Genomic DNA, 22,220 nt, shown 5'->3' with positions numbered 1-22,220 from the left:
GGGTGTTTCTTTTCTAATAATCCGGCCTGATTATCCCGCGGCGATCGCGGCGAGCAGCTCGCTCTCGAGCAGCACATACTGCAGCGCACCGCTCTGCGCTTGCCAGAGGAACGAGGCGGACGGATTTTTCTTGTATTCGTCGAGCGACAGCACCGCGGTATTCAGCGCGTTGTTCATCTTCTGCAGCACCGCCCGCTGCCCTTCGGCGAGCCCTTCGCCCATGCCGGCAGCGGTACCGCTCCACGCCTGGTGGGCGGTCCGGATCGTCTGCAGCGTATTGTCCTCGAGCGGACCCGGCATTGATTCCTTCAGATGCAGTGCGGTGACGTTGATCAGCGCGGTCGTCAGTTTGGCCGCCTGGGCGAAGTACGTATCGGCCACGGTCGCCTGTTTGCCGCTCCACTTGATGCTCGACACGGTCGGCGTCGAGAGCGTCTTCAAGTACACGTCCGTCTTCTGGGCCTTCAGCTTGTTGCTGAGCGCAAGCGCCTCATCACGCCCGGTCGTCAGGCCGGCGTAGACGTACACCTTGTCGGCCGCTTGCGTAGCGGCGGCCAGCCCGAGCTTGCGCAGATCGGCAGCCGCCTGATCCGCGCCTTGCTGGTTTGCGAAGGCGCCAACCTGCAGCAAGGTCACCGTCCGCGCCGGGATACGGACCGAGACGGTGGCCGCCCCCGACGAGCCCGACGAGCCCGATACCGGAGCCGCCGTTGCCGCGCCCGAGGTCGAGCCGGAAGCCGAGGCAGCGGGACTCGCGCCGGCGGCAGGCTTGCCGGTCTGGGCGTCCGCCCCCCCGAGCACGCTGCCGTTCGTACCGGCCCCCGTCTGATTCCCGGACGTCACCGGAGTCGTAGCCGAAGGATTGCCGGACTTCCCGTCTTCACCGGAGAACAAGTGGAGCACGAAGAAGCCGATCAGCACCCCAGTCGTAACCGCACCTGTGACGGAGGCGACGATTCGCAGCCAGGGGGGGCGCGTATGGCGCTCGAAGCGCGTGCCGCCGCTGCGCACAGTCATGCGGTCCGATTCGGCGTACCGGGAGACCGGCTCCTCCGGCCAGATTTCGGGGCCGGGATCGTATCCGGCCTCCTCCTGCACGACCGGAGTCCCCGAAGGCCGTGCGGTCACCCGCGTATCCTGCGGAGGCTCTTCGGCCTCCTCCTGGATCGTCGCCTGCCCCGTCTCGCGGATCGCCCGCTCTACCCGCTCCGTCTCCTCGTCGAACGGACTGCTCCACGAGCCGAAGTCCGTCGTGAACTGATTGAGCGGCGTCCGCCTGTCGAACATCCCGCTGGAGAACGCCGTCCGCTCCCATCGCGGTTCATCCGCCTCCCGGCGGTCCGGTACTGGAGGATCGTCCTGCGCTTGCACCTGCACTTGCTCTTCCACGACATGATACTCCTCGGCCAGCAAAGGAATGACGCGGGCATCCCGCCCGGCCTCTTGTCCGCCTTTCGCAGAAGTCGGCCGTTTATGTTCCGGTTGCTCGAACCGGTATGTAATTCTCGCTTTTTGACTCATCGTTCGCTCTCCCCTTGTCCCTGCTACATACTCTTAACCTATGATAGAGAAAGAAAGAATATGATAATAAACCCCACAAAGTGACGTGAGCCTTCGAAGATTATTCCTATTACTTTGCGGGGACCCCGGGATTTATGATTTCATAGATAGGCAAAAAATCCCCGCTCTCCTTGATGGAGCGACGGGGAAGACCCAACATATAAGGACGATCCTGTTTATTTGCCGGACGAACCCGACCTTGCTTCCAGTGCCCGCGCCAGCTCGGACGCCACTTTCCAAATATCGCCGGCACCCATCGTCAGGACAAGATCGCCCGGCTGCACGCGGTCGATCAAATAGCCGAACACGCTGTCCTTCGTGGCGAAATGCCGCACGTTCGGGTTGCTGTTCGTGCGAATGAGGTCCACCAGCTTCGCGGAGCTGATGCCCTCGATCATTTTCTCCCCGGCCGGGGAATAGATGTCCGTGATGATCACTTCATCCGCCTCATGGAACGCCCGGCTGAATTGATCGAACAGGAAAAACGTCCGCGTATACCGCTGCGGCTGGAATACGGCGATAATCCGCTTGCCCGTCGCCTTGGCGGCGCTGATCGTCGCCTCGATCTCGGTCGGATGATGGGCGTAATCGTCGATCACGAGCATGTCGTTCGTCTCGCCCAGCACCTGGAACCGCCGCTTCGCCCCGCGGAAATCTCGGATGGCGTCCGCGATGCGCGCGAACGGCAGACCCGCTTCCAAGCCGATGATGATCGCCGCCATCGCATTGTGCACATTGTGCCGTCCGGGTACGGACAGCTCTACCCGCCCCAGCCGAGCGCCGCGAAACACCGCTTCGAACGAGACGCGGCGATCGCCCGGCACGATATGCTCGGCATAACAGTCCGCCCCGCTCGCCGCATCGAAGCCGTACGTAATCGTAGGTACGGTCAGCTGCGGCAGCATCGCCCGCAGATGAGGGTCGTCGATGCAGACGACCGCCTTGCCCCGGGGATTGACTTGACTGAGAAACCGGGCATAAGCCGTCTTCAGCTTCTCGAAGTCGCCGTCGTAATTTTCCAGATGGTCCGCTTCGATATTCGTCACGACCGCGTACAGCGGATGATACTGCAGGAACGAGCCGTCGCTCTCGTCGGCCTCCGCTACGACGTATTCGCCGCGCCCGGCCTTGGCGTTGCTGCCTACATTCATAATCTCGCCGCCGATGATGAAGGTCGGATCGAGTCCGCATTGCTCCATAATAAGCGAGATCATCGACGAGGTCGTCGTCTTGCCGTGAGCGCCGGCTACGGCGATGCCCTTGCGGTCGGCCATCAGCCGGGCCAGCATCTGGGAACGGTGGATAATCGGGATGTTCAGCGCTTCCGCCGCTTGCATCTCCACATTGTCCTTCGCTAATGCGGTGGAATATACGACTACATCCGCCCCGCGCACATGGCTTTCGTGGTGGCCGATGTAGACTTGGGCCCCTTTGGCCGCAAGTTTGTCAGTCAGCTCCTGACGAGCGAGATCCGAGCCCGTCACTTGATAACCCATCTCTAGCATCACCTTGGCGATCGCACTCATGCCGTATCCGCCGATGCCGATAAAATGTATATGCTCCGCCGCATTCACGCCGCTCTTCACCAGCCTTTGTCAGAATCCGTTCGATACAAGATCCAGGAACGAACGTCGGAGATCAAGTACAACGTTCCTGAAACGACAGCCAAGTCGTCCGGATTCGTTCGGTCGGCCAGCATGCCGAGCGCCCGCTTGTAATCCTTTTCCACTTCAATCGAAATGGGGCGCCCGAGCTCCGCCGCCACCTGATGAGCGAGATCGGCTAGCGCGTCCGCATCCATTTTCTTGAAGAAGTTCGGCTCCGTCACGATCAAAGTATCCACTAAAGGCAGTATATGCCTCAAGTAGTCGGAATGACTCTTCGTCGGCATCATTCCCATCAGGAGATGGAGCCTCTTATACGTATATACCGTTCGGAGCGCTTCGGCGAGCGTCGCCGCTCCTTCCGGGTTGTGCGCACCGTCGAGCAGGAGCCGAGGCTCCTGCCGGATGAGCTCGAGCCGGCCCGGCCAAGACGCGGTACGCATCCCTTCCAGCAGATGCTCGTCATCGATCAGCACCGCATAATATTGCCGCAGCACCTCCAGCGTCATGACGGAGAGCGCCGCGTTCTTCAACTGGTGGGAGCCGTTCAGGGAGATCGCGATCGACGGAATCGTACGGAATGGACCGGTGAAATCGAGCACCTGCCGGTTCAGTTCCTGCGACACCGCCTCATAGGAGAACTGCCGTCCGAGCAAGTAGAGCGTACTGCGCTTCTCCGCCGCGGTCCGTTCCATGACGTCGATCACTTCCGGCTGCTCGACGGTCGTCACGATCGGCACGCCGGATTTGATGATTCCAGCCTTCTCCGCCGCGATCTCCGTGATGGAGTGGCCGAGAATGTCCATATGGTCGTGGCCGATATTCGTGATGACCGAGACGATCGGCGTGACCACATTCGTCGAATCGAGCCGTCCGCCGAGCCCCGTCTCCCAGACGACGAAGTCCGGATACGCGATCCGGGCGAAGTACAGGATGGCGATGACCGTCGACACCTCGAACATTGTGGGTGCGCCCAGCTCGGTAGCCGCGATCTGATCGGCGATCGGCTTCACCTGATTCGCGAGCTTCAACAGCGCCTCGTCCTCGATATCCTGGCCGTTCATCTGAATCCGGTTGGAGTAGCGCTCGATATACGGCGAAGTGAACGTGCCGACATCATAGCCGCATTGCACGAGCACGCGGGTCAAGTAGGCGCATGTCGAGCCTTTGCCGTTCGTGCCGGCCACATGGATGAATTTCAGCCGCCGGTGCGGGTGATCGAGCAGCTCCATGAACCGCTCCATCCGCTTCAATCCGACTTGTATTCCGAATTGGGGCATCCGCTGGGTGATCCAGCCGATCGCTTCGTCCACCGTTTGGAACGGAGCCCCCTCATGTTGCATTTCGTCGCTCATCGGTCCCTCGTCACCTTTCTTGTCCGCTCGTTAACCGCGAAGCTCGGCCAACCGGGCCATCACTTTCTCGCGTTTGTCCGCATAATCCTCCCGCTTCGCCTTCTCTTCCTCGATCACCTTCGCCGGAGCTTTGGCCACGAAGCCCTCATTGGCCAGCTTCCTGTCCACCCGGTCCACCTCCGAGGTCAGAGTCTGAATTTCCTTCTCCAACCGAGCGATTTCCTGGGAAATGTCGATCAGTCCGGCCAGCGGAAGCATGAGCTCCGCGCCTGTCACGACGGCCGTCATCGCTTTCTCCGGATTCGCCAGATCCTGACCGATCGCGAGCGACGAAGTGTTGCAGAACCGGCGCAAGTAATCCTCGTTGCGGCTCAGAATAGCGGCCGCTCCTACGTCTGCCGGACGAACTTGCAGCTCTACCTTTTTGCTCATCGGCACGTTTACTTCCGCCCGAATGTTCCGAACCGAGCGGATGACGTCCATCAGCAGGTTCATTTCCTTCACCGCGTCCGGCGCTTCCAAGGCGGCGTCGTAGACCGGCCATTCCGCCAGTACAATCGTCTCCCCTTCGTGCGGCAAGTGCTGCCAAATCTCTTCGCTGATGAACGGCATGAACGGATGAAGGAGCCGCTGCGTCCGATCGAGCACGTAGGCGAGCACCGACTGGGTCGTCTTCTTCGCCGACTCATCCGTTCCGTACAAGCTCAGCTTGGCGAACTCGATGTACCAGTCGCACAGATCGTCCCAGATGAAGTTGTACAGCAGGCGGCCCGTCTCTCCGAATTCATAGCTGTCGATCAGGCGGGTTACGTCGCGTACCGTCTCGTTCAAGCGATGGAGGATCCAACGGTCGGCCGTACCGAGCTCTCCGCTCAGGTCGATGTCGGCGTATGTGAAGCCCTCCAAGTTCATCAGGGCGAAACGGGAGGCATTCCAAATCTTGTTGGCGAAGTTGCGGGCCTGCTCCACGCGTTCCCACCGGAAGCGCAAGTCGAGCCCCGGCGTACTGCTCGTGGACAGCATATAGCGCATCGCGTCGGCGCCGTACTTCTCGATCACCTCTTGCGGATCGACGCCATTCCCGAGCGACTTGGACATTTTGCGCCCTTCGGCATCCCGGACGAGACCATGGATGAGCACGTCCTTGAACGGAACAACCCCTGTGAATTCCAACCCGCTGAAAATCATCCGCGATACCCAGAACGGAATGATATCGTAGCCGGTTACGAGCACGTCGGTAGGATAGTACCGCTTCATATCCGCGGTTTCGTCCGGCCATCCGAGCGTGGAGAACGGCCAGAGCGCCGAGCTGAACCACGTATCGAGAACATCCTCGTCCTGCCTCAAATGCGTGCCGCCGCATTTCGGACATACCGTCACGTCGTCCTTGGACACGATCGTCTCCGAGCAATCCCCGCAATACCATGCCGGGATGCGGTGCCCCCACCACAGCTGGCGGGAAATACACCAGTCACGCACATTTTCCATCCATTGCAGGTAAGACCGCTCGAACCGGTCCGGTACGAAGTTCGCGCCCTTCCCTGTCTTTTGGGCCTCGATCGCTTGAGCGGCGAGCGGCTTCATGTCGACGAACCATTGCATCGACAAGTACGGCTCGACGACCGCGCCGCTGCGCTCGCTATGGCCGACCTGGTGCACGTGCTCCTCAATCTTCAGCAGTACGCCTTGCTCCTTCAGGTCGCTCACCAGCTTCTTGCGGCACTCGAACCGGTCCAAGCCTTGATAAGGACCCGCATTCGCATTCATCGTGCCGGATTCGTCCATGACGAGCACTTGCGGCAGGTTATGCCGCAGGCCGACCTCGAAGTCGTTCGGATCGTGGGCCGGCGTGATCTTCACGGCGCCGCTGCCGAACTCCTTCTCCACATACTCGTCGCCCACCACCGGAATCTCGCGGCCGATGACCGGCAGGACGAGCATTTTGCCGATCAGATGCTTGTACCGTTCGTCTTCCGGATGTACGGCGACCGCCGTATCGCCCAGCATCGTCTCCGGACGCGTCGTCGCGACGGTTATATGCCCGCTGCCGTCCTTGAGCGGATATTGCAAGTGATACAGAGCGCCTTGCACTTCCTTGTACTCGACTTCGATATCGGACAGCGCCGTGCGGGCGGCAGGATCCCAGTTGATGATGCGGTTGCCGCGATAGATGATCCCTTTCTCATAATAGCGGACGAACACTTCGCGAACGGCGCGGGACAGCCCCTCGTCGAGCGTGAACCGCTCCCGCGAATAGTCGAGGGAGAACCCTACCTTGCCCCACTGCTCGTGAATGCGGTCGGCGTACAGCTCCTTCCACTCCCACACCTTCTCGAGAAACTTCTCGCGGCCCAAGTCGTAGCGCGACAAGCCTTCCTCGCGCAGCTTTTGCTCCACCTTGGTCTGGGTCGCAATGCCGGCGTGGTCGGTGCCCGGAAGCCACAGCGCATCGTAGCCCTGCATCCGCTTCACGCGGATGAGAATGTCCTGCAGCGTGCAATCGAGCGCGTGCCCGATGTGCAGCATGCCGGTTACGTTCGGAGGCGGGATGACGATCGTGTAGGGCTTGGCGTCGGGACGCTTCCCGGCGTTGAAGAATCCTCCTTCGAGCCAGTAGGGGTACCATTTTGCTTCCGCAGCTTTCGGATCGTACGTGGTCGGCATCGATGTGCCGGATGCTTTCATTTCCTGAGTATCTGACATGATAGAACCCTCCTCTTTAAGTGCCTAACGCGTTAAAGAAAAACAAAAAATCCTTCCGCCGCAAAGGACGAAAGGATGAGCTTCCGTGGTACCACCTTCATTCCGCATCCACGCAGGATACGGCACTCGAACAGATAACGGCTGCGGCCGGCCTAACGCATCGGCATCAGGCAACTCAAGGGCGACTTCGGCGCTTACGACCTGCGGACCTCTCACCGTACCGGCTCCGCTCTCTGAAGGGTTGGCTGCTTACTACTCCCTGTCGACGCTTTTGGATGGATTCGATTTATATCGCTTTGTGGGGTACATACATATATGTATGATACTGATAATGCGTCCCGGAGTCAATGCTTCCCCCGGATTCCGGGCGTCTACTCCGAATTATCCTGCTTCAGCACCTGGCGGACGATGTAGATGATCAGGGCGATCAAAAGGGTAATCCAGACGGATTGATAAATGGTTTGGGCGACGGTCATCGGTCAGCCTCATCCTCTCGTCGAATTCCTGAAAGGCTCTCAATATCATCAGCATATCCACCCTTGGCGGGTTCATACACTGAACTAGGGAAGAACGATGGCAAGCGTGAACGAATAAGCTTCAAAAACAGAAGTCGATCTAATAGGGGGTGGAAAAACAATGGATAAATGGTGGTGGAAGGTCCGTTTTACGGTGAGAGGGATCTTGTTTCCATTAATCTGCATCCAGTTCGTCCGAACGCTGATTATCCCGAATCCTCTGGACGTGTTTATCTTATTTGCACTCTTTTTAATCTATTTGGGCTTCCTCTTGAACATCTATTAAAAGAAACCGGACCAGCAATCGACCCTAGTGTGTAGAAAGCCCCGCGAGCCGTTGAGTTTCCAACACGCTCCGGGGCTTCCTCGTCTTTTCCCGATTCCGGTTAAGGGATATAGATCACTTGACCCGCGCTTACGTCGAGCTCCTGCAGCTTGTTATACAGCTTCAGCTCCTGCGGCTTCCGATCGTAGCGCCTCGCGATCGACTCGATCGTTTCTTCCTTCTGCACGATCACCATGCGCACTTTTTTGAACTTCTGCTCCTCCGTCTCCGACAAGAAGAGCTTTTTCCACTCCAGGGCATCGCTCGCTCCCGTCTCTTCCGCCGGGCTGCGCAATTGCTCGGCCACTTGGACGGCGCCGGTTTCGGCTTCCGTTTTGCGGGTCGCCTCCTGCTTATGTAGGTAGTTTTTGAAGTCCAACGACTGGGCTTCCTCTGACTTTTTGCTGGCGAACGCAATCTTCATCGACTTGTCGCGGTCGTCGTCCTCGTCGGCATCCATGACTGCATCCTCGGCTGCGGCGCCTGAAGAGCTGCCGCCCCACAGCGTGCTGTTGGCGTCCTCCTCCAGCACGGCTTCGGTTTCGTACTGGTCAAGCAGCGTCATATCCTCGTATGTGTCAACGAGAATCTCTTCTCTTGGCTTCCCGGATTGCTGTTCCGGGGCCGACTCTTCTTGTCGAGCCGGGGGTGAGACGAGGGATTGGAACGAGAAGGGCTGGTAGACGGCCGGCGGAGCTGCGGACGTGTAGACGACGTCCTGATTCTCGCTTTCTTCGGGCTCGTAAGCTGCTACTTCCTCGTTAGCTTCGGCCGCACCCACCGTTTCCGCGGTTTCCTCCTCCTCCTCGCCGGAATCGTACGCCTCCCTCTCCTGCACCTCTTCCTCCGGCTCCTCGAACGGAGCTTCGGGAACGGCGGCGATCGGCGCATACGCATTCGCCTGCTCGTAGCGAGCCGGATTCACGGCCGGCGTCTGCAGCCACGGAGCGGCTCCCGGCGGCGCATACGCAGCTTCCTCCTCGACCGGCTCCTCGTCCCGCTCTTGCCCGTCCGCGGTGTGCACGAAGACGACCTCTTCTTCCCCATTCCACTCGTTCGGGGCGCTGGTTTGCACCTCAAGCCCGTGCAGCGACAATACGCCCGTCACGTTCAGCGTTCGCTCCGAGATCAGATCCACATCGAAGTTGTCGATCTGAACGGCGATTTCATCCACGCTGCTGACCCGATTGAGCGGCAGTGTGATCTCGACCGGGATCAGATGCGTCAGCACCTCCTGAGATCGCGACTCTCCCACGCTCGAATACGTGCCCTCCAGCAGCAAATGCCCACGGACGACCGCTTGTTCGCCTTCCACGTCTACTAGAATATGCGGAACCAGCTCGACCCCGTCAAGCTCACGAATCGATACCGCTTCATCCGGCAGCACAATTCGCTCGTAAATATCAAATCGCAACCCGGGTTGTTGGCTCAATTCCCCTTCCTCCTTTCGAAACCGTACGCAAACTGGTCTGTTCGGTTAGGAACTCTATAAAATTATATGGACGAAGGAGGGAGAGCATGACACTATTTTAAATTTTCCAGCAACGCTCTAAAATCTTCCGGGAGCGGACACTCCGTTTCTATCAACTCTTGCGAGAAAGGATGGGAGAACCGCAAGCTTGCCCCGTGTAAAGCTTGCCGCCCGATCGGCCCCTTAGGGCCTCCGTATAGGGAGTCTCCCAGCAGCGGGTGGCCCAAGTGGCTGAAATGCACCCGAATCTGATGCGTGCGGCCGGTCTCGAGCCGTACGCGCACGAGCGTAGCAGCGTTGAAGCGCTCGACCGCCTCGTAATGCGTGACCGCCGGATCGCCCCCCGGCGACACCCGGCGTCTCGCCGCATGGTGCCGATCTTTGCCGATCGGCTCCGCAATCGTGCCGCGGTCCCGGGCGACCCGGCCCGAGACGACCGCGACATAAGTACGGCCGATCGTCCCCCGCCGCATCGCTTCATCGAGCCGCACGTGCGCGTATGCATTCTTCGCGTAGAGGACGGGCCCTGTCGTATCCGCATCCAACCGATGGATGTGCCGTACGGCGACCGGCTGCCCGGTAGATTCGTAATAGGCGGCCATCGCGCCGGCCAGCGTCCCTCTTTCCCCCGGGACACCCGGGTGAACGGCCATCCCGGCCGGCTTCGAGACGACGAGACAAAAATCGTCTTCATATAAAATGTCGAGCTCGGTCCATTCCGGCTCAAAGGCCGGCAGCTCCTCCGGGAACAGGCGCGCCCTTAGCCGGCCGCCCTTCCCCTCCAGCCCCGCCGCATGCGAGAGCCGAGCGATCTCCTTCGGTGTGAGCCGCAAGTATTGCGCCGCGCAGTCTGAAACATTAAACGATTCCGGAACGTCAGAAGGGAGTCGGATCTCTAGCCATTCGCCCTTGCGTTCATAGGCGGTCATAGCTTCGGTTTCCTCCTGGGGTGCGTTGCCGCGCGGGACCGTCTCCAGGCAAGCGCCACAATGCCGAGGAGAAGCAGGCCGAAGCCTCCCATTACCGCGATCAGCTGAAGCGGGAATCCGAATAAATAATAGGTTGTCATAACCGTCGTCTGGCCTTCCTTCCGCGAATCCGATCTTGACGGATCTCTCCCGCTATTGTAACAAAATTGTTGGTCCGAACGAAATGAAACTATGATATGATGAAGGTTGGATGATGAGAGGAGCGATATGGGTTGAGTACGGCCGCACAACTGTTGGTTCAGACGAGAAAATGGGTAGGTTCCTGGAGTTGGTTGAAGAAGGGGCTTTTGCTATTTTCCATTCTTATATTTTGTACATCCAGCTTTCTCTATTTGACTCCGCCCGGGCTCGCCATTCGAGAGTTTCTGGCCGAGACGGTCATTACGACCCAGCACCGCGACTGGGCCTGGATATTCGTTGGCGCGGAGAAGCGGGATTACATGGTCATGCGCACCCATGCGGAGATCGAGGAATCGGCGCGCGAGGTACAAGATTTGGGCTTGATCAACCATCAAGCGCGCAAAAAACGGACCGCCGCGGAATTGATCAGCGAGATCAAGGACGTCTCCGGCAAGTTCTGGAAGGGCAAGATGATCTATGTTTACGATCCGACGTCCATCCGCGTCGTGACCCCGCACATAGCCGGCGAAGGCGAGCGCATCAGCTCGATGACGAAGCGCACCGGCGCGGTCGCGGGCATCAACGGCGGCGGCTTCATCGATCCCGACGGCCTTGGGAACGGCTTCGCGCCGATCGGATTGATCATGTCCGACAAGCAGCCGATTTATACCGATACCGATGACGACACGAAGCAAAATATAGTAGGGTTCACATCGGAAGGCACCCTGTTGGTAGGCATGTACAGCCTGAACGACCTGCGCAAGCTCGATGCGAAGGAAGCCGTCTCGTTCCTGGCCCCGCGCCTGATCGCGAACGGCAATCCGCAAATTACCGGGGACGGCGGCTGGGGCCGCGCACCTCGGACCGCCATCGCGCAAAAGGCGGACGGGACTATCATCTTCCTCGCCATCGACGGCCGCTCTACCACAAGTGTAGGCGCGACGCTGCAGGAAGTCATGGATCTGCTGCTGAAGGAGGGCGCCGTCAACGCCGGTCTGCTCGACGGGGGCGCCTCCACGGAGCTCGTCGTGAACAACGAAGTCGTGACGAACCCTTCCAGCCGCTACGGCGAGCGCCGTCTGCCGTCAGGGCTTCTCGTCTACGACGATCCGTCCACATACGTCGCCGATCGAGTGTGGGACGGCTTGACGAAGATCAATGCAGGAGGCGCGTTCGACCATCCCGAGTTTTTGAGAGAACAGGAAGAGTTGAAGCGCAAGGCGCTGCAAAATCCGCCGAAACCGACACCAACGCTGTCGCCGCAAACGACGAAAACGCCGGAGCCGACCAAGACGCCGGAATCGACGCCGAAACCGACGGTTACGCCGGGTAACACGGGCAGCGGGAATGGGGCAACAGGCGGGGCAGGCAACGGGGCAACCGGTTCACCGACGTCAACGCCGAAGCCGACCCCGACCCCAACCCCGACCGTTACGCCGGGCAACACGGGCGGCGGCACCGGAAATACGGGAAATACGGGGGGAACGGGCACTACGCCCGTTCCGACACCCGCTCACACGGCAACGCCGGGGACAGGGACGCCGACGCCGAACACATCTACGCCAACCCCTACACCGAAAGGAACTTCAACCCCGGGCAATACCGTCACCGGCACGTCGGGCACCCCGTCAGCCGGAACGCCTGTCGGCACGCCCAAGTCTAACTGATAGTTTCGATTTACATACAAGCCTGCGCCATGGGCTATCCTTGAACGGGACGGAGCCGGGGAACCCCCTCGCTCCGTCCCTTTTTGTTCTAAAACCGAGATCATCCCTTTGACATAAGAAAGGGAAACCACCTATACAATGGTTTCCCCCTATTTTTACTCCATGGGTACGCTTGCCCTACAGTTGTTTGAGCGCCTCATAATGCGCGGCGATTGTCGCTTCGATATCTTCATCGCTATGAGCAGCGGAGACGAACATGCCTTCGAATTGCGACGGCGCGACGCTGATGCCCAAGTCCAGCATATGGCCGAAATAGCGGCTGAACCGGCCGAGGTCGGACGTCTTCGCCGTCTCGTAGTTGATGACGCGTTCTTCGGTGAAGAACGGACACACCATCGAGCCGATCCGGTTGATCGTGCTGGCGATGCCCAGCTCCCGGGCGTTCGCGGCGAAGCCCTGCTCGAGCCGAGCCGACTTGCGCTCGAGCTCCTCGTAGACGCCAGGCTGGCCGACCAGCTGCAGCGTCGTGAGCCCTGCGATCATGGCCAGCGGATTGCCCGAGAGCGTGCCGGCCTGATAGATCGGGCCGCTCGGCGCCATCCGCTCCATGATCTCGCGCTTGCCGCCGTAGGCGCCGACCGGCAGCCCGCCGCCGATGACCTTGCCGAGGCAGGTCAGGTCGGGCGTAATGCCGAAGCGTCCCTGGGCGCAGTGATAGCCGACGCGGAAGCCCGTCATCACCTCATCGAAGATGAGGACGGAGCCGTACTGCGTCGTTACTTCGCGCAGCCCCTCGAGGAAGCGGGGAAGCGGAGGTACGACGCCCATGTTGCCGGCGACCGGCTCCACAATAACGGCGGCGATCTCTTCGCCGAATTTGCTGAACGCGAGCCGGACCGACTCCAAGTCATTGTAAGGGACGGTGATCGTGTTCACCGCCACGCCTTCCGGAACGCCCGGGCTGTCGGGCAAGCCCAGCGTCGCTACGCCGGACCCGGCCTTGATGAGCAGCGAGTCGGCATGCCCGTGGTAGCAGCCTTCGAACTTCAGGATTTTGCTCCGCCCGGTATAGCCGCGCGCGAGCCGCAAGGCGCTCATCGTCGCTTCCGTGCCGGAGTTGACCATCCGAACGACCTCGATGGAAGGGACACGCTCGCATACGAGCTTCGCCATCTCCGTCTCGATCAGCGTCGGAGCGCCGAAGCTAGTGCCGAGCTCGGCCATCCGCTTGATCGCCTCGACCACTTCCGGATGGGCATGTCCCATAATGAGCGGCCCCCAGGAGCCGACATAGTCGATGAACGTGTTGCCGTCGATATCGTAGACGCGCGAGCCGGCACCGCGTTCGATGAAGGCCGGAGTCAGGCCGATCGATTTGAACGCCCGCACCGGGCTGTTGACTCCGCCGGGAATGATCCGTTTCGCTTCTTCGAATGCCGCCTTCGATTTGACATCGACCCGCTTGCGCTGAATGTCCATTTTTGAATACACGCCCCTGTCCATTATTTATGTTTGCTTGGTTCTATGGTAAAATATGTGGGTAGTCCATAATACCTATTCGAGGGTGCAGGAATGATAGAATTTCTTCGACAAGTGCCGCTATTCGCCAAGTTAAACGAAGACCAGCTCAACCTGATCGCGGGCATCTGCAGCAAAAAGGCGGTTCGCTCGGGGACCATCCTGTTCCGCGAGAAGGAGCCGGGTTCGATTTTCTATGTGGTGTACATGGGATCGGTCAAAATCTTCACGTCCAATAGCGCCGGCGAGGAGAAAATGCTCTCCTTGTTCAAGGAAGGCGAGAGCTTCGGCGAATTGTCGCTCATCGACGGCAAGCCCCGCTCCGCAACCGCCCAGGCGATGGAAGACACGATTCTGATCGCGCTCTCGGCGGACAGCTTCCTGGAAGTGATGCGCAACAATTTCGAGATTACGCTCGGCATCCTGCAGGAGCTGAGCCAGCGTCTGCGGGATACGAACCAGCACGTATATGACTTGACGTTCCTCGATGCCCGCTCGCGCATTATCAAGAACCTGATCATGCTGGCGAACAAGAACGGGATTCGCAACGGGAACTTGATAGTCGTGCGGCATCCGCTCAACTATGACGAAATCTCGCAAATGGCCGGCGTGCAGAAAAACGTACTCATGCAGGTGATGCGGGATTTGACCGATAAGCGGATCGTAACGCTCGGCTCGAACGACTTCTCGTTGCATCTCGATCGCCTGCGGCAGCCGTCCTAACTCATTTTATACGAGTTCAGTGGAAGTTTCCAGCCATGTCCATTCAACCCGTCAACTTGTATGAACCCGCAACAATCCGCGAGCCGGCCGCCCGCGGATTGTTGCGTTATGGGTTACCTATGGCCGCGAATGTAATCGACGGCCGACTTCGCCGCGTCGCGTCCTTGCCGGATGCAATCCGGCAGGCCGACACCCTCCAGCGCCGCGCCGGCGACGTACACGCCGGGCCGCTCCGAGGCCAGCCGTGCGCGAAGGCGGCGCAGGGCGTCCAGATGCCCGACGGGATACTGGGGCATCGAATGCGGCAGGCGGGTAATCTCTTGGAAGAGCGGCTCCGCCTGGATGCCGTGCATCTCGCGCAGGTCCGTCCGGACCTTGGCGATCAGCTCCTCGTCCGACCAATGCACCCACTGCTCGGCGCCGGATCGGCCGACATAGCACCGCAGCAGCACCTTGCCCTGCGGAGCGGTATGCAGCCACTTCGTAGACGTCCATGTGCACGCCGTGATCGTCGTCCCTTCCTTGCGTGGAATGACGTAGCCGGTCCCGTCGAGCGGCAGCGGGATGTCCTTCGCGTCGAATGCGAGAATGACGTTCGCCACGGACACATATCGGATGCCCGCCAAGTGCTCCGCCTCCGGAATCCCGGCCAGCAGCTTCGCGGTCGCGGCCGCCGGCTGCGTCAAGACGACGGCGTCCGCGGTGATCCGCTCACCGCTGTCCAGCTCCAGATCATACTCCGCCCGGCCGTCAGCTGCGATATGCTGCGAGAGCGAGACGATGCCGCGTCCGGTCTGCACGATATCCCCCAGCTCCGCCTCCAGCCGTTCGACAAGCGTGGATAAGCCGTTCTTGTACGTGAGGAACACGCTGGACTTGGCCGCCGCCGGCAGCCCGGGAAGCGCCTGGCCTTCCTTGCGGCTCGCCATCATCCCGAGCACGAGGCTGCGCTTCTTCTGCTCTACCGCGCGGAACTGCGGGAACGTCGCCGCGAGACTCAGCTGGAACGTGTCCCCGGCATAAATCCCGGCCAAGAGCGGCTCCGCGATATTTTCCAGCACCTCGCGCCCCAGGCGGCGCTCCAGGAAGTGGCCCAGCGACTCGTCGGACGGATCCGTCCGCTTCGGCAGCACGAGATCGAGCGCCGCTCTAGCTTTGCCGGCCGTGGAGATCAGCCCGGTCTTCAGGAATGGCGACCATTCCGTCGGGATGCCCAGCACGAGCCCTTGCGGCATCCGATGCAGCTTCCCTTTGTGCAAAATATACGTCTTCTTCGCGTTCGGATTCGTCCCGACGAGCTCGTCCTCGAGCCCTAGCGCCCGAGACAGCTCGATGATCGGCAGCTTGCGCGCCAGGAACGAGTCCGGCCCTTTCTCGATGACGAAGCCGTCGCGGCGCAGCGTGTTGATTCGCCCGCCCAGCCGGCCGCTCTTCTCGATCAGCCGCACATCGGCATCCAGCCCGCTCTCCCGCAAAGCTGCTTTGGCATAAAACGCCGCGCTGAGCCCGGTAATCCCGCCGCCAACGACGACAACCTTGTGGCGAGTGTTCCCCATAACGCTACCCTTCTTTCTCTATTCGCTACACGGCTACATCGGCTACACGAACTGCCCGATAACATCGCTCAGCGTCCGCATATACAGCGGGTCCGTGCCCAGCGACTCGGTCCGTTCCAGCTGCATGCCCAGCTCCTTCGCCTTGCCCTGGCACTCGATGTCGATATCGTACAGAATCTCCAGATGGTCGGACACGAACCCGATCGGGCAGATCAGCACGTGCTTCACCTGCTCTTCCTCGTGAATCGTCTCCAGCACGTCCAGGATGTCCGGCCCGAGCCAAGGGGTTGCGGTACGGCCGGCGCTTTGCCATGCGAACTGCCAGCTGACCACACCTGCTTGATCGGCGACCGCCTTCGACGTCTCCATCATTTGATCCGGGTAAGGGTCGTTCATTTGTAAGATTTGCGCAGGCAAGCTGTGGGCGGTGAAAATTACGCGAACCCGCGACCGGTCTGGTTCGGCGAACCGTGCCATCGCCCGCTTCACCCGGTCCGACAACGCTTGGATCAGGAGCGGATGCAGGTGATAGTGCTTCACGAACTGCATGTTCACGTTTGCGGCTGCGGCCGCCTCCTGCGCCCGTTTAATGTAGCCGCCTACGCTCATAATCGAGTAGTGGGGGGCGAGCACGACGCCGATTGCCTCCTGAATGCCGTCCTCCGCCATCTGGTGCACTCCGTCCTCTATGAACGGAGACGCATGCTTAAGCCCCTGATAGCAGCGGAACGTCAGATCCGGATGCTCCCGGTTCAGCGTCTCCTCAAGCGCGGCCACTTGCTTGTTCGTGTTCTCGCGAAGCGGGAAGAACCCGCCCACGATCGCTTCGTACCGTTCGGTCAGCTCTTGCAGCTGCTCGGGCGAGGGCGCGTTTCCCCGGCGAATGTGCGTATAGTAAGCTTCGATCTGATCCATGCTCTCGGGCGTCCCGTAAGACATCACCAAGACTCCCATCGTTCGTTTCGCCATCGTCTAGCTCCTCTCCGGGCCGATCGCGGCCGCCTTCCGCTTCAAGATTGCTTGAGCCGAATAATCATGAACATACGCGGTCAACGCCTGCAGCTTCTCGAGGGAAGCTTCCGGGAACAGCCCGTGCCCCAGGTTGAAAATATAGCCCGGCTGCGTCAGCCCTTCGTCGATAATGGCGCGGGCATGCTCCTCGATCACGGACTGCGGCGCGGTCAGCACGTATGGGTCCAGGTTGCCCTGTACCGCATAGCGTTCGTTCAGCCGGCGCCGGCCTTCCGCGATGGACACGCGCCAGTCGAGCCCGATCACATCGGCTTCCAGCTCGCACGCCGCTATCGCCGGCAGCAGCTCGCCGGAGCTGACGCCCGGGAAATAAATTTTCGGCTGGTCGTAAGCGGACAGCTCGCGGAAAATCTTTTGAATCGTAGGCAGCACGTAGTACTCAAAATCTCTAGGAGCCAGCGAGCCGACCCAGCTGTCGAACACTTGCACCGCTTTGGCGCCGGCCGCGATATGATGCTTCAAGTATGTGGCGACCATGTCCCCCAGCTTGTCCATCAGGGCGAACCAGACGTCCGGGGCGCCGTACATCATCTCTTTGGTGCGAATGTAGCTCTTCGACGGCTTGCCTTCGATCAAGTAGCTCGCGATCGTGAACGGCGCGCCCGCGAACGTGATGAGCGGAATCGAGAGCTCCCGGTCGAGGATGCGGATCGTCTCGATCACGTGCGACAAGTCCCCTTCCACGTCGATCGGACGCAGAGCCGCTACATCCGCCGCGTTCCGAACCGGATTGTGAATGACCGGACCGATGTTTTTCACAATATCGAAATCGATGCCGATCGAAGCAACCGGATTCATGATGTCGGAATACAAAATCGCCGCGTCGACGCCCAGCTTGCGTACTGGCTGCAGTGTCACCTCGGCCGCCAATTCGGGCTGCTCGCATATTTCCAGCAAGGTGTACTTCTCCTTGATCTGGCGGTATTCGGGGTCGTAACGCCCGGCTTGCCGCATGTACCAGACCGGCAACCGGTCGACGTCCTGCTTCCGGCAGGCGCGGATGAAAGTGTCGTTGTAGGGCATGTCGTTCTCCTCTTTCCTTGTTCCAATGCGGGTCCGTACGGTTCGGACGCCTTTTCATCTCATTATGCCCGAAATCTACCAGGGTAACAACCGACGCGGACGGACAACATCCGACAAAATGATGACAATGTGACGTCTCGTGTCAGGCGATCGGTAAATTTTGTAATTGATGCAACTTTAGAGCAAGTTGTAACGTATAATCAGTAAGAAAGCGCATACATGAAATGTGGGAGGGTGATGCCAGTGGCCAATCAAAAGCAGGATGAAGACGAATCGATCGATCGGGAGGCCATACCCCCTCAGCCCCCCACCCTGCTGCCGAAGCCGGTTCGGCTGTTCAGCTATATGTTTTTCAGCGCGGTCTTGGTGATGGCGGTGATCGGTTGGTTCGTAGCGAAATGAACTCCTACCCTTATATGCAAAAAAGGACGCTGCGAAGACCCCATACGAGGTCCTGGCCGCGTCTTTTATTGTGCCCGAGCGTTTATTGCGCCAACCAACGAGCCGCATCCTTCGCATGATACGTGATGATGATGTCCGCGCCCGCACGCTTGAGTCCGGTCAACGTTTCCAGCACGATCGCTTGCTCATTGATCCAGCCCCGCTCCGCCGCCGCCTTCACCATCGAATATTCGGCGCTTACGTTGTACGCCACGACCGGCAAGTCGAACTGATCCTTCAGCTGCCGAATGATGTCCATGTAGGCCAGCGCCGGCTTCACCATAAGCAGATCGGCTCCCTCCCGCACGTCCGACTCCGCTTCGCGCAGCGCCTCCCGTCCGTTGGCCGGATCCATCTGATACGTTTTGCGGTCGCCGAACTGCGGCGCGGAATGCGCGGCGTCCCGGAACGGACCGTAGAACGCCGAGGCGTACTTGACCGAGTAAGCCATGATCGGCACGTGCGAGAACCCGGCTTCGTCCAAGCCTGCGCGAATCGCTTGCACGTATCCGTCCATCATGTTCGACGGCGCGATGATGTCGGCGCCTGCCTCCGCCTGAGAGACCGCGGTTTGGACCAGCAGCTCGAGCGACAAATCGTTGTCGACTTCCGTACGGTTCGAGCGTTCATCGTGCTTGATGACGCCGCAGTGGCCGTGGCTCGTGTATTGGCACAGGCAAGTATCGGCCACGACGAGCAGCTCGGGCGCCCACTCTTTGATGGCGCGGGTCGCTCTCTGCACGATCGAGTGGTTGCCGTAGGCTTCTGACCCCAAGTCATCCTTGTGGTCCGGTACGCCGAACAGCAGAATCGCTTGAATGCCGAGGGCTTGCACTTCCCGAATCTCGGCTTCCAACTGATCCATCGAGAGATGGAAGACGCCCGGCATGGACCCGATCTGCTCGCGAACCCCGGTTCCTTCGGTCACGAACAACGGATAGATGAAATCATGCACGGTCAACTGCGTCTCCCGGACGAGATTGCGCAGCGCCGCGGTTCCCCGCAGCCTGCGGTTGCGCACGATTGGAAAGCTCATGATAGTCCCTCCCGTTTGAGTTAATTGATTGTATGTCAGATATTAGAAGTATTTTGGAAGAGTGCTAATTAATCGTGTAAAATGGCTTCCAGCAGCGATTGTACCGTCGCCTGTTCGGCGACCCGATGCACCTTCAGTCCGGCGGCTTCGGCCGTCTTCGCGGTGAGCGGGCCGATGCAATAGATCGCGGTCCGAGCCAGCAGCAGCTCCGGCCGTTCCTCGCCGAGCCGGCGCAGAGCCTCGAGCAGATTCGTCACCGTAGACGAACTGGTGAACGTCACCGCCTGGATGGCATCTCCCCGCAGCAGGTCCAACGCTTCCTCGCCGTTCTCCGTCGAGAGCACGTTCTCGTAGGCGACGACCGTCGTCACGCCCAGCCCCCACTCCCGCAACCGCGTCGGCAGTACGTCGCGGGCCAGGTCGCCCGCAGGGATCAGTACGCGCTGTCCCGGCCGCACGTGCGGAGCCAGGGCGTCCAGCAGCCCTTCCTGCTGGAATTCTGCCGGCAGGGCCATGGTTGTCAAACCGCGGATGCGCAGCGCATCCGCGGTTTTCGGGCCTACGGCGGCGATCTGCGCTTGATGGAAGCTGCGAATGTCGCGGCCCGTCTCGATCAGCCGGCGGAAGAAGTACTCGACCCCGTTGACGCTTGTGAACAGCAGCCAATCATACTCCGGCAATCGGCTTAACGCTTCGTCCAGCGCGTGCACGGCCTCGGGCTGAGTCGGCGTCTGGCAGCGGATGACCGGGAACTCGACGGCTTCCCCGCCCAGTTCCTCGATGCCGAGCACGAGCTCGCTCGCCTGCTCGCGGGCGCGGGTGACGAGAATGCGCCGGCCGAAGAGCGGCCGCTTCTCGAACCAGGCGAGCTTCTCGCGCATACGGACGACTTCGCCCACGATGATGATCGCGGGCGACTGCAGATCCGCCTCCCGGACTTGCTTCGCAATCGTCTCGACGGTGCCGACGAGCGTCGTCTGCTCCATCCATGTGCCCATGCGAACGACAGCCGCTGGCGTCTCCGGAGACCGGCCATGCCGTATGAGCCGCTCGGTGATCGCTTCGATATTGGCCACCCCCATAAGGAACACGAGTGTCCCGACTCCCACCGCGAGGTGATCCCAATGCACGTTCGAGTACGTTTTGTTCGGATATTCATGACCCGTGACGACGGCGAACGAAGAAGTGTAATCGCGGTGCGTAATCGGAATGCCCGCATAGACCGGCACCGCGATCGCCGATGTAATGCCCGGGATGATCTCGTAAGGGATCTCATGCTCGGCGAGCAGCTCCGCCTCCTCCCCGACCCGGCCGAAGACGCTGGGGTCGCCCCCCTTCAGGCGCGCTACCACTTTGCCCTGCAGCGCCAGATCGACGAGCAGCTGATTGATTTCCCCTTGTTTCAGAATATGCTTGTCGGGCAGCTTCCCGACGAAGATGCGCTCAGCCCCCGGCTTCATATGCCGGAGCAGGCGAGGATTGGCCAGCCTGTCGTATACGATCGTGTCCGCCCGTTCGATCGCTTCCTTGCCTTTAATCGTAATCAGCTTCGGATCGCCGGGACCGGCTCCGATCAAATATACTTTTCCCCTAGGCATGCCGTTCGCTCATCCTCTCAGTTCGGCCAGTATGCGATCCGCGCCCATCGCGAGCAGCTTGTCCGCCAGCTCGTCGCCCAACGCGTCGGGATCGGTGCCGCGCACGATCTCTTTCAGCAGCGCGCTCCCGTCGGGCGCGCCGACGATGCCAGTCACCTCCAATGTCGGTGACCCGCCAGCTCCCGTGCGGCCGCCCTCCGGCTCCCGCACGACGGCGTAGGCGCCCAGGGGGATCTGGCATCCCCCGTTCAGGCGCCCCAAGAACCGGCGCTCGGCCCGCACGGCGAGCGCCGTAGGCGCGTGGTCGATCTTGCTCAGCAGATCGACCATGAATGCGTCGCCCTCGCGGCATTCGATGCCGAGGGCCCCCTGGGCGACGGCCGGGACGCAGACGTCCGTCGGCACGTAGTCGTGGATGCGGTCGGCCCAGCCCATCCGGTGCAAGCCCGCCGCGGCCAGCATAATCGCATCGAAGCCTTCCGTCTCGAGCTTACGGATGCGCGAGTCGATGTTTCCGCGGATCGACTCGATGACGAGGTCCGGGCGGTACGCCTTCAGCTGCGCCGCCCGGCGCAGGCTGCTTGTGCCGAGCTTCGCGCCTTGCGGCAGCTCCGCGAGCGGCACGCCGCCGCGGGTGACGAGGCAGTCGCGCGGGTCGACGCGCTCCGGCGTCGCGCCGATGACGAGACCCGCCTGCCGCTCCCACGGCATGTCCTTCATGCTGTGGACGGCCATGTCGATCTCCCCGTCCAGGAGCGCTTGCTCGATCTCCTTCACGAACAGCCCTTTGCCGCCTACCTTGGACAGCGTCACGTCCAAGATCCGGTCCCCTTTGGTCACGATCTTCCGGATCTCGAACTCGCAGGCGACGCCGTAGCGCTCGGCCGCCTGGCGGAGCTGGTCGATCACTTGTCCGGTCTGCGTCAGCGCCAAGGCGCTCTGCCGCGATCCTACTATAATGGTCCGCATGACGATCCCCCTTTT

At 60.5% G+C, this 22,220-nt stretch carries 17 protein-coding genes; 4 read left to right on the top strand and 13 right to left on the bottom strand.

What is annotated here, in order from left to right; genetic code table 11:
• Window positions 1-30: 30 nt before the first annotated feature.
• The 4 genes from ACI5FR_RS15485 to ACI5FR_RS15470 form a co-directional block, all read right to left on the bottom strand.
• Window positions 31-1,521 carry an SPOR domain-containing protein gene (locus ACI5FR_RS15485; protein WP_405455742.1) on the bottom strand — a complete coding sequence of 497 codons (1,491 nt, stop codon included), beginning with the start codon at window positions 1,519-1,521 and terminating at the stop codon, window positions 31-33.
• Window positions 1,522-1,736: 215 nt separating this feature from the next.
• A complete protein-coding gene (gene murC, locus ACI5FR_RS15480; RefSeq protein ID WP_405455740.1) occupies window positions 1,737-3,134 on the bottom strand; it encodes a UDP-N-acetylmuramate--L-alanine ligase in 1,398 nt (465 codons plus the stop codon).
• 8 nt (window positions 3,135-3,142) lie between these two features.
• Window positions 3,143-4,519, bottom strand: coding sequence for a bifunctional folylpolyglutamate synthase/dihydrofolate synthase (locus tag ACI5FR_RS15475; RefSeq protein WP_405455738.1), 1,377 nt, complete (start codon window positions 4,517-4,519; stop codon window positions 3,143-3,145).
• A gap of 30 nt (window positions 4,520-4,549) precedes the next feature.
• Entirely contained in the window at window positions 4,550-7,222 is a 2,673-nt protein-coding gene (locus ACI5FR_RS15470) for a valine--tRNA ligase (protein ID WP_405455736.1), read from the bottom strand.
• A 636-nt stretch (window positions 7,223-7,858) separates the two neighbouring features.
• Here ACI5FR_RS15470 and ACI5FR_RS15465 point away from each other — a divergent pair.
• Window positions 7,859-8,023 (top strand): hypothetical protein, encoded by a 165-nt coding sequence (locus tag ACI5FR_RS15465; RefSeq protein ID WP_405455734.1) that lies wholly within the window; start codon window positions 7,859-7,861, stop codon window positions 8,021-8,023.
• A gap of 100 nt (window positions 8,024-8,123) precedes the next feature.
• Here ACI5FR_RS15465 and ACI5FR_RS15460 read toward each other — a convergent pair whose 3' ends face one another.
• Together ACI5FR_RS15460 and ACI5FR_RS15455 are read right to left on the bottom strand one after the other, a co-directional pair.
• Window positions 8,124-9,494: a LysM peptidoglycan-binding domain-containing protein gene (locus tag ACI5FR_RS15460; RefSeq protein ID WP_405455731.1), complete on the bottom strand. Its 1,371-nt coding sequence runs from the start codon at window positions 9,492-9,494 to the stop codon at window positions 8,124-8,126.
• Window positions 9,495-9,586: 92 nt separating this feature from the next.
• Entirely contained in the window at window positions 9,587-10,462 is an 876-nt protein-coding gene (locus ACI5FR_RS15455) for an RluA family pseudouridine synthase (protein ID WP_405455728.1), read from the bottom strand.
• Between the two features lie 272 nt (window positions 10,463-10,734).
• Here ACI5FR_RS15455 and ACI5FR_RS15450 point away from each other — a divergent pair, with 272 nt between their 5' ends.
• Window positions 10,735-12,309: a phosphodiester glycosidase family protein gene (locus ACI5FR_RS15450; protein ID WP_405455726.1), complete on the top strand. Its 1,575-nt coding sequence runs from the start codon at window positions 10,735-10,737 to the stop codon at window positions 12,307-12,309.
• Window positions 12,310-12,486: 177 nt separating this feature from the next.
• Here ACI5FR_RS15450 and hemL read toward each other — a convergent pair whose 3' ends face one another.
• Complete coding sequence (hemL, locus tag ACI5FR_RS15445; protein WP_405455724.1) at window positions 12,487-13,788, bottom strand: glutamate-1-semialdehyde 2,1-aminomutase; 1,302 nt, start codon at window positions 13,786-13,788, stop codon at window positions 12,487-12,489.
• A gap of 93 nt (window positions 13,789-13,881) precedes the next feature.
• Here hemL and ACI5FR_RS15440 point away from each other — a divergent pair, with 93 nt between their 5' ends.
• Window positions 13,882-14,550 (top strand): Crp/Fnr family transcriptional regulator, encoded by a 669-nt coding sequence (locus ACI5FR_RS15440; protein WP_405455722.1) that lies wholly within the window; start codon window positions 13,882-13,884, stop codon window positions 14,548-14,550.
• 113 nt (window positions 14,551-14,663) lie between these two features.
• Here the strand turns inward: ACI5FR_RS15440 and hemG are convergent, their stop codons facing one another.
• The 3 genes from hemG to hemE are packed head-to-tail and all read right to left on the bottom strand — an operon-like array spanning window position 14,664 to window position 18,161.
• Window positions 14,664-16,106 (bottom strand): protoporphyrinogen oxidase, encoded by a 1,443-nt coding sequence (gene hemG / locus ACI5FR_RS15435; protein ID WP_405455720.1) that lies wholly within the window; start codon window positions 16,104-16,106, stop codon window positions 14,664-14,666.
• Window positions 16,107-16,148: 42 nt separating this feature from the next.
• Window positions 16,149-17,075, bottom strand: coding sequence for a ferrochelatase (gene hemH, locus ACI5FR_RS15430; protein ID WP_405455718.1), 927 nt, complete (start codon window positions 17,073-17,075; stop codon window positions 16,149-16,151).
• Between the two features lie 3 nt (window positions 17,076-17,078).
• Window positions 17,079-18,161: a uroporphyrinogen decarboxylase gene (gene hemE / locus ACI5FR_RS15425; protein WP_405455716.1), complete on the bottom strand. Its 1,083-nt coding sequence runs from the start codon at window positions 18,159-18,161 to the stop codon at window positions 17,079-17,081.
• 243 nt (window positions 18,162-18,404) lie between these two features.
• Here hemE and ACI5FR_RS15420 point away from each other — a divergent pair, with 243 nt between their 5' ends.
• A complete protein-coding gene (locus tag ACI5FR_RS15420) occupies window positions 18,405-18,563 on the top strand; it encodes a hypothetical protein (RefSeq protein ID WP_405455713.1) in 159 nt (52 codons plus the stop codon).
• Window positions 18,564-18,645: 82 nt separating this feature from the next.
• On the opposite strand, the gene hemB is transcribed toward ACI5FR_RS15420, so the two are convergent.
• From hemB to hemC, 3 genes are all read right to left on the bottom strand, one after another.
• Window positions 18,646-19,638 (bottom strand): porphobilinogen synthase, encoded by a 993-nt coding sequence (hemB, locus tag ACI5FR_RS15415; RefSeq protein WP_405455711.1) that lies wholly within the window; start codon window positions 19,636-19,638, stop codon window positions 18,646-18,648.
• Window positions 19,639-19,706: 68 nt separating this feature from the next.
• A complete protein-coding gene (gene cobA / locus ACI5FR_RS15410) occupies window positions 19,707-21,236 on the bottom strand; it encodes a uroporphyrinogen-III C-methyltransferase (RefSeq protein WP_405455709.1) in 1,530 nt (509 codons plus the stop codon).
• 9 nt (window positions 21,237-21,245) lie between these two features.
• The gene (hemC, locus tag ACI5FR_RS15405) at window positions 21,246-22,205 is read right to left on the bottom strand and encodes a hydroxymethylbilane synthase (protein WP_405455806.1); all 960 of its coding nucleotides are present in this window, start codon (window positions 22,203-22,205) and stop codon (window positions 21,246-21,248) included.
• Between the last annotated feature and the right edge of the window lie 15 nt (window positions 22,206-22,220).

The sequence above is a fragment of the Paenibacillus sp. HJGM_3 genome (assembly GCF_045062745.1).
Taxonomy (GTDB): domain Bacteria; phylum Bacillota; class Bacilli; order Paenibacillales; family NBRC-103111; genus Paenibacillus_AA.
This window is presented reverse-complemented; position numbering and strand designations above follow the sequence as displayed.

What these genes read in the sequence shown, in the direction of transcription:
- hemH (WP_405455718.1), bottom strand. Translation starts at nt 17,075, where the DNA reads ATGGCGAAACGAACGATGGGAGTCTTGGTGATGTCTTACGGGACGCCC.
- hemB (WP_405455711.1), bottom strand. Translation starts at nt 19,638, where the DNA reads ATGAGCTTTCCAATCGTGCGCAACCGCAGGCTGCGGGGAACCGCGGCG.
- ACI5FR_RS15465 (WP_405455734.1), top strand. Translation starts at nt 7,859, where the DNA reads ATGGATAAATGGTGGTGGAAGGTCCGTTTTACGGTGAGAGGGATCTTG.
- ACI5FR_RS15470 (WP_405455736.1), bottom strand. Translation starts at nt 7,222, where the DNA reads ATGTCAGATACTCAGGAAATGAAAGCATCCGGCACATCGATGCCGACC.
- hemG (WP_405455720.1), bottom strand. Translation starts at nt 16,106, where the DNA reads ATGGGGAACACTCGCCACAAGGTTGTCGTCGTTGGCGGCGGGATTACC.
- hemL (WP_405455724.1), bottom strand. Translation starts at nt 13,788, where the DNA reads ATGGACATTCAGCGCAAGCGGGTCGATGTCAAATCGAAGGCGGCATTC.
- ACI5FR_RS15440 (WP_405455722.1), top strand. Translation starts at nt 13,882, where the DNA reads ATGATAGAATTTCTTCGACAAGTGCCGCTATTCGCCAAGTTAAACGAA.
- hemC (WP_405455806.1), bottom strand. Translation starts at nt 22,205, where the DNA reads ATGCGGACCATTATAGTAGGATCGCGGCAGAGCGCCTTGGCGCTGACG.
- cobA (WP_405455709.1), bottom strand. Translation starts at nt 21,236, where the DNA reads ATGCCTAGGGGAAAAGTATATTTGATCGGAGCCGGTCCCGGCGATCCG.
- ACI5FR_RS15485 (WP_405455742.1), bottom strand. Translation starts at nt 1,521, where the DNA reads ATGAGTCAAAAAGCGAGAATTACATACCGGTTCGAGCAACCGGAACAT.
- ACI5FR_RS15475 (WP_405455738.1), bottom strand. Translation starts at nt 4,519, where the DNA reads ATGAGCGACGAAATGCAACATGAGGGGGCTCCGTTCCAAACGGTGGAC.
- ACI5FR_RS15455 (WP_405455728.1), bottom strand. Translation starts at nt 10,462, where the DNA reads ATGACCGCCTATGAACGCAAGGGCGAATGGCTAGAGATCCGACTCCCT.
- hemE (WP_405455716.1), bottom strand. Translation starts at nt 18,161, where the DNA reads ATGCCCTACAACGACACTTTCATCCGCGCCTGCCGGAAGCAGGACGTC.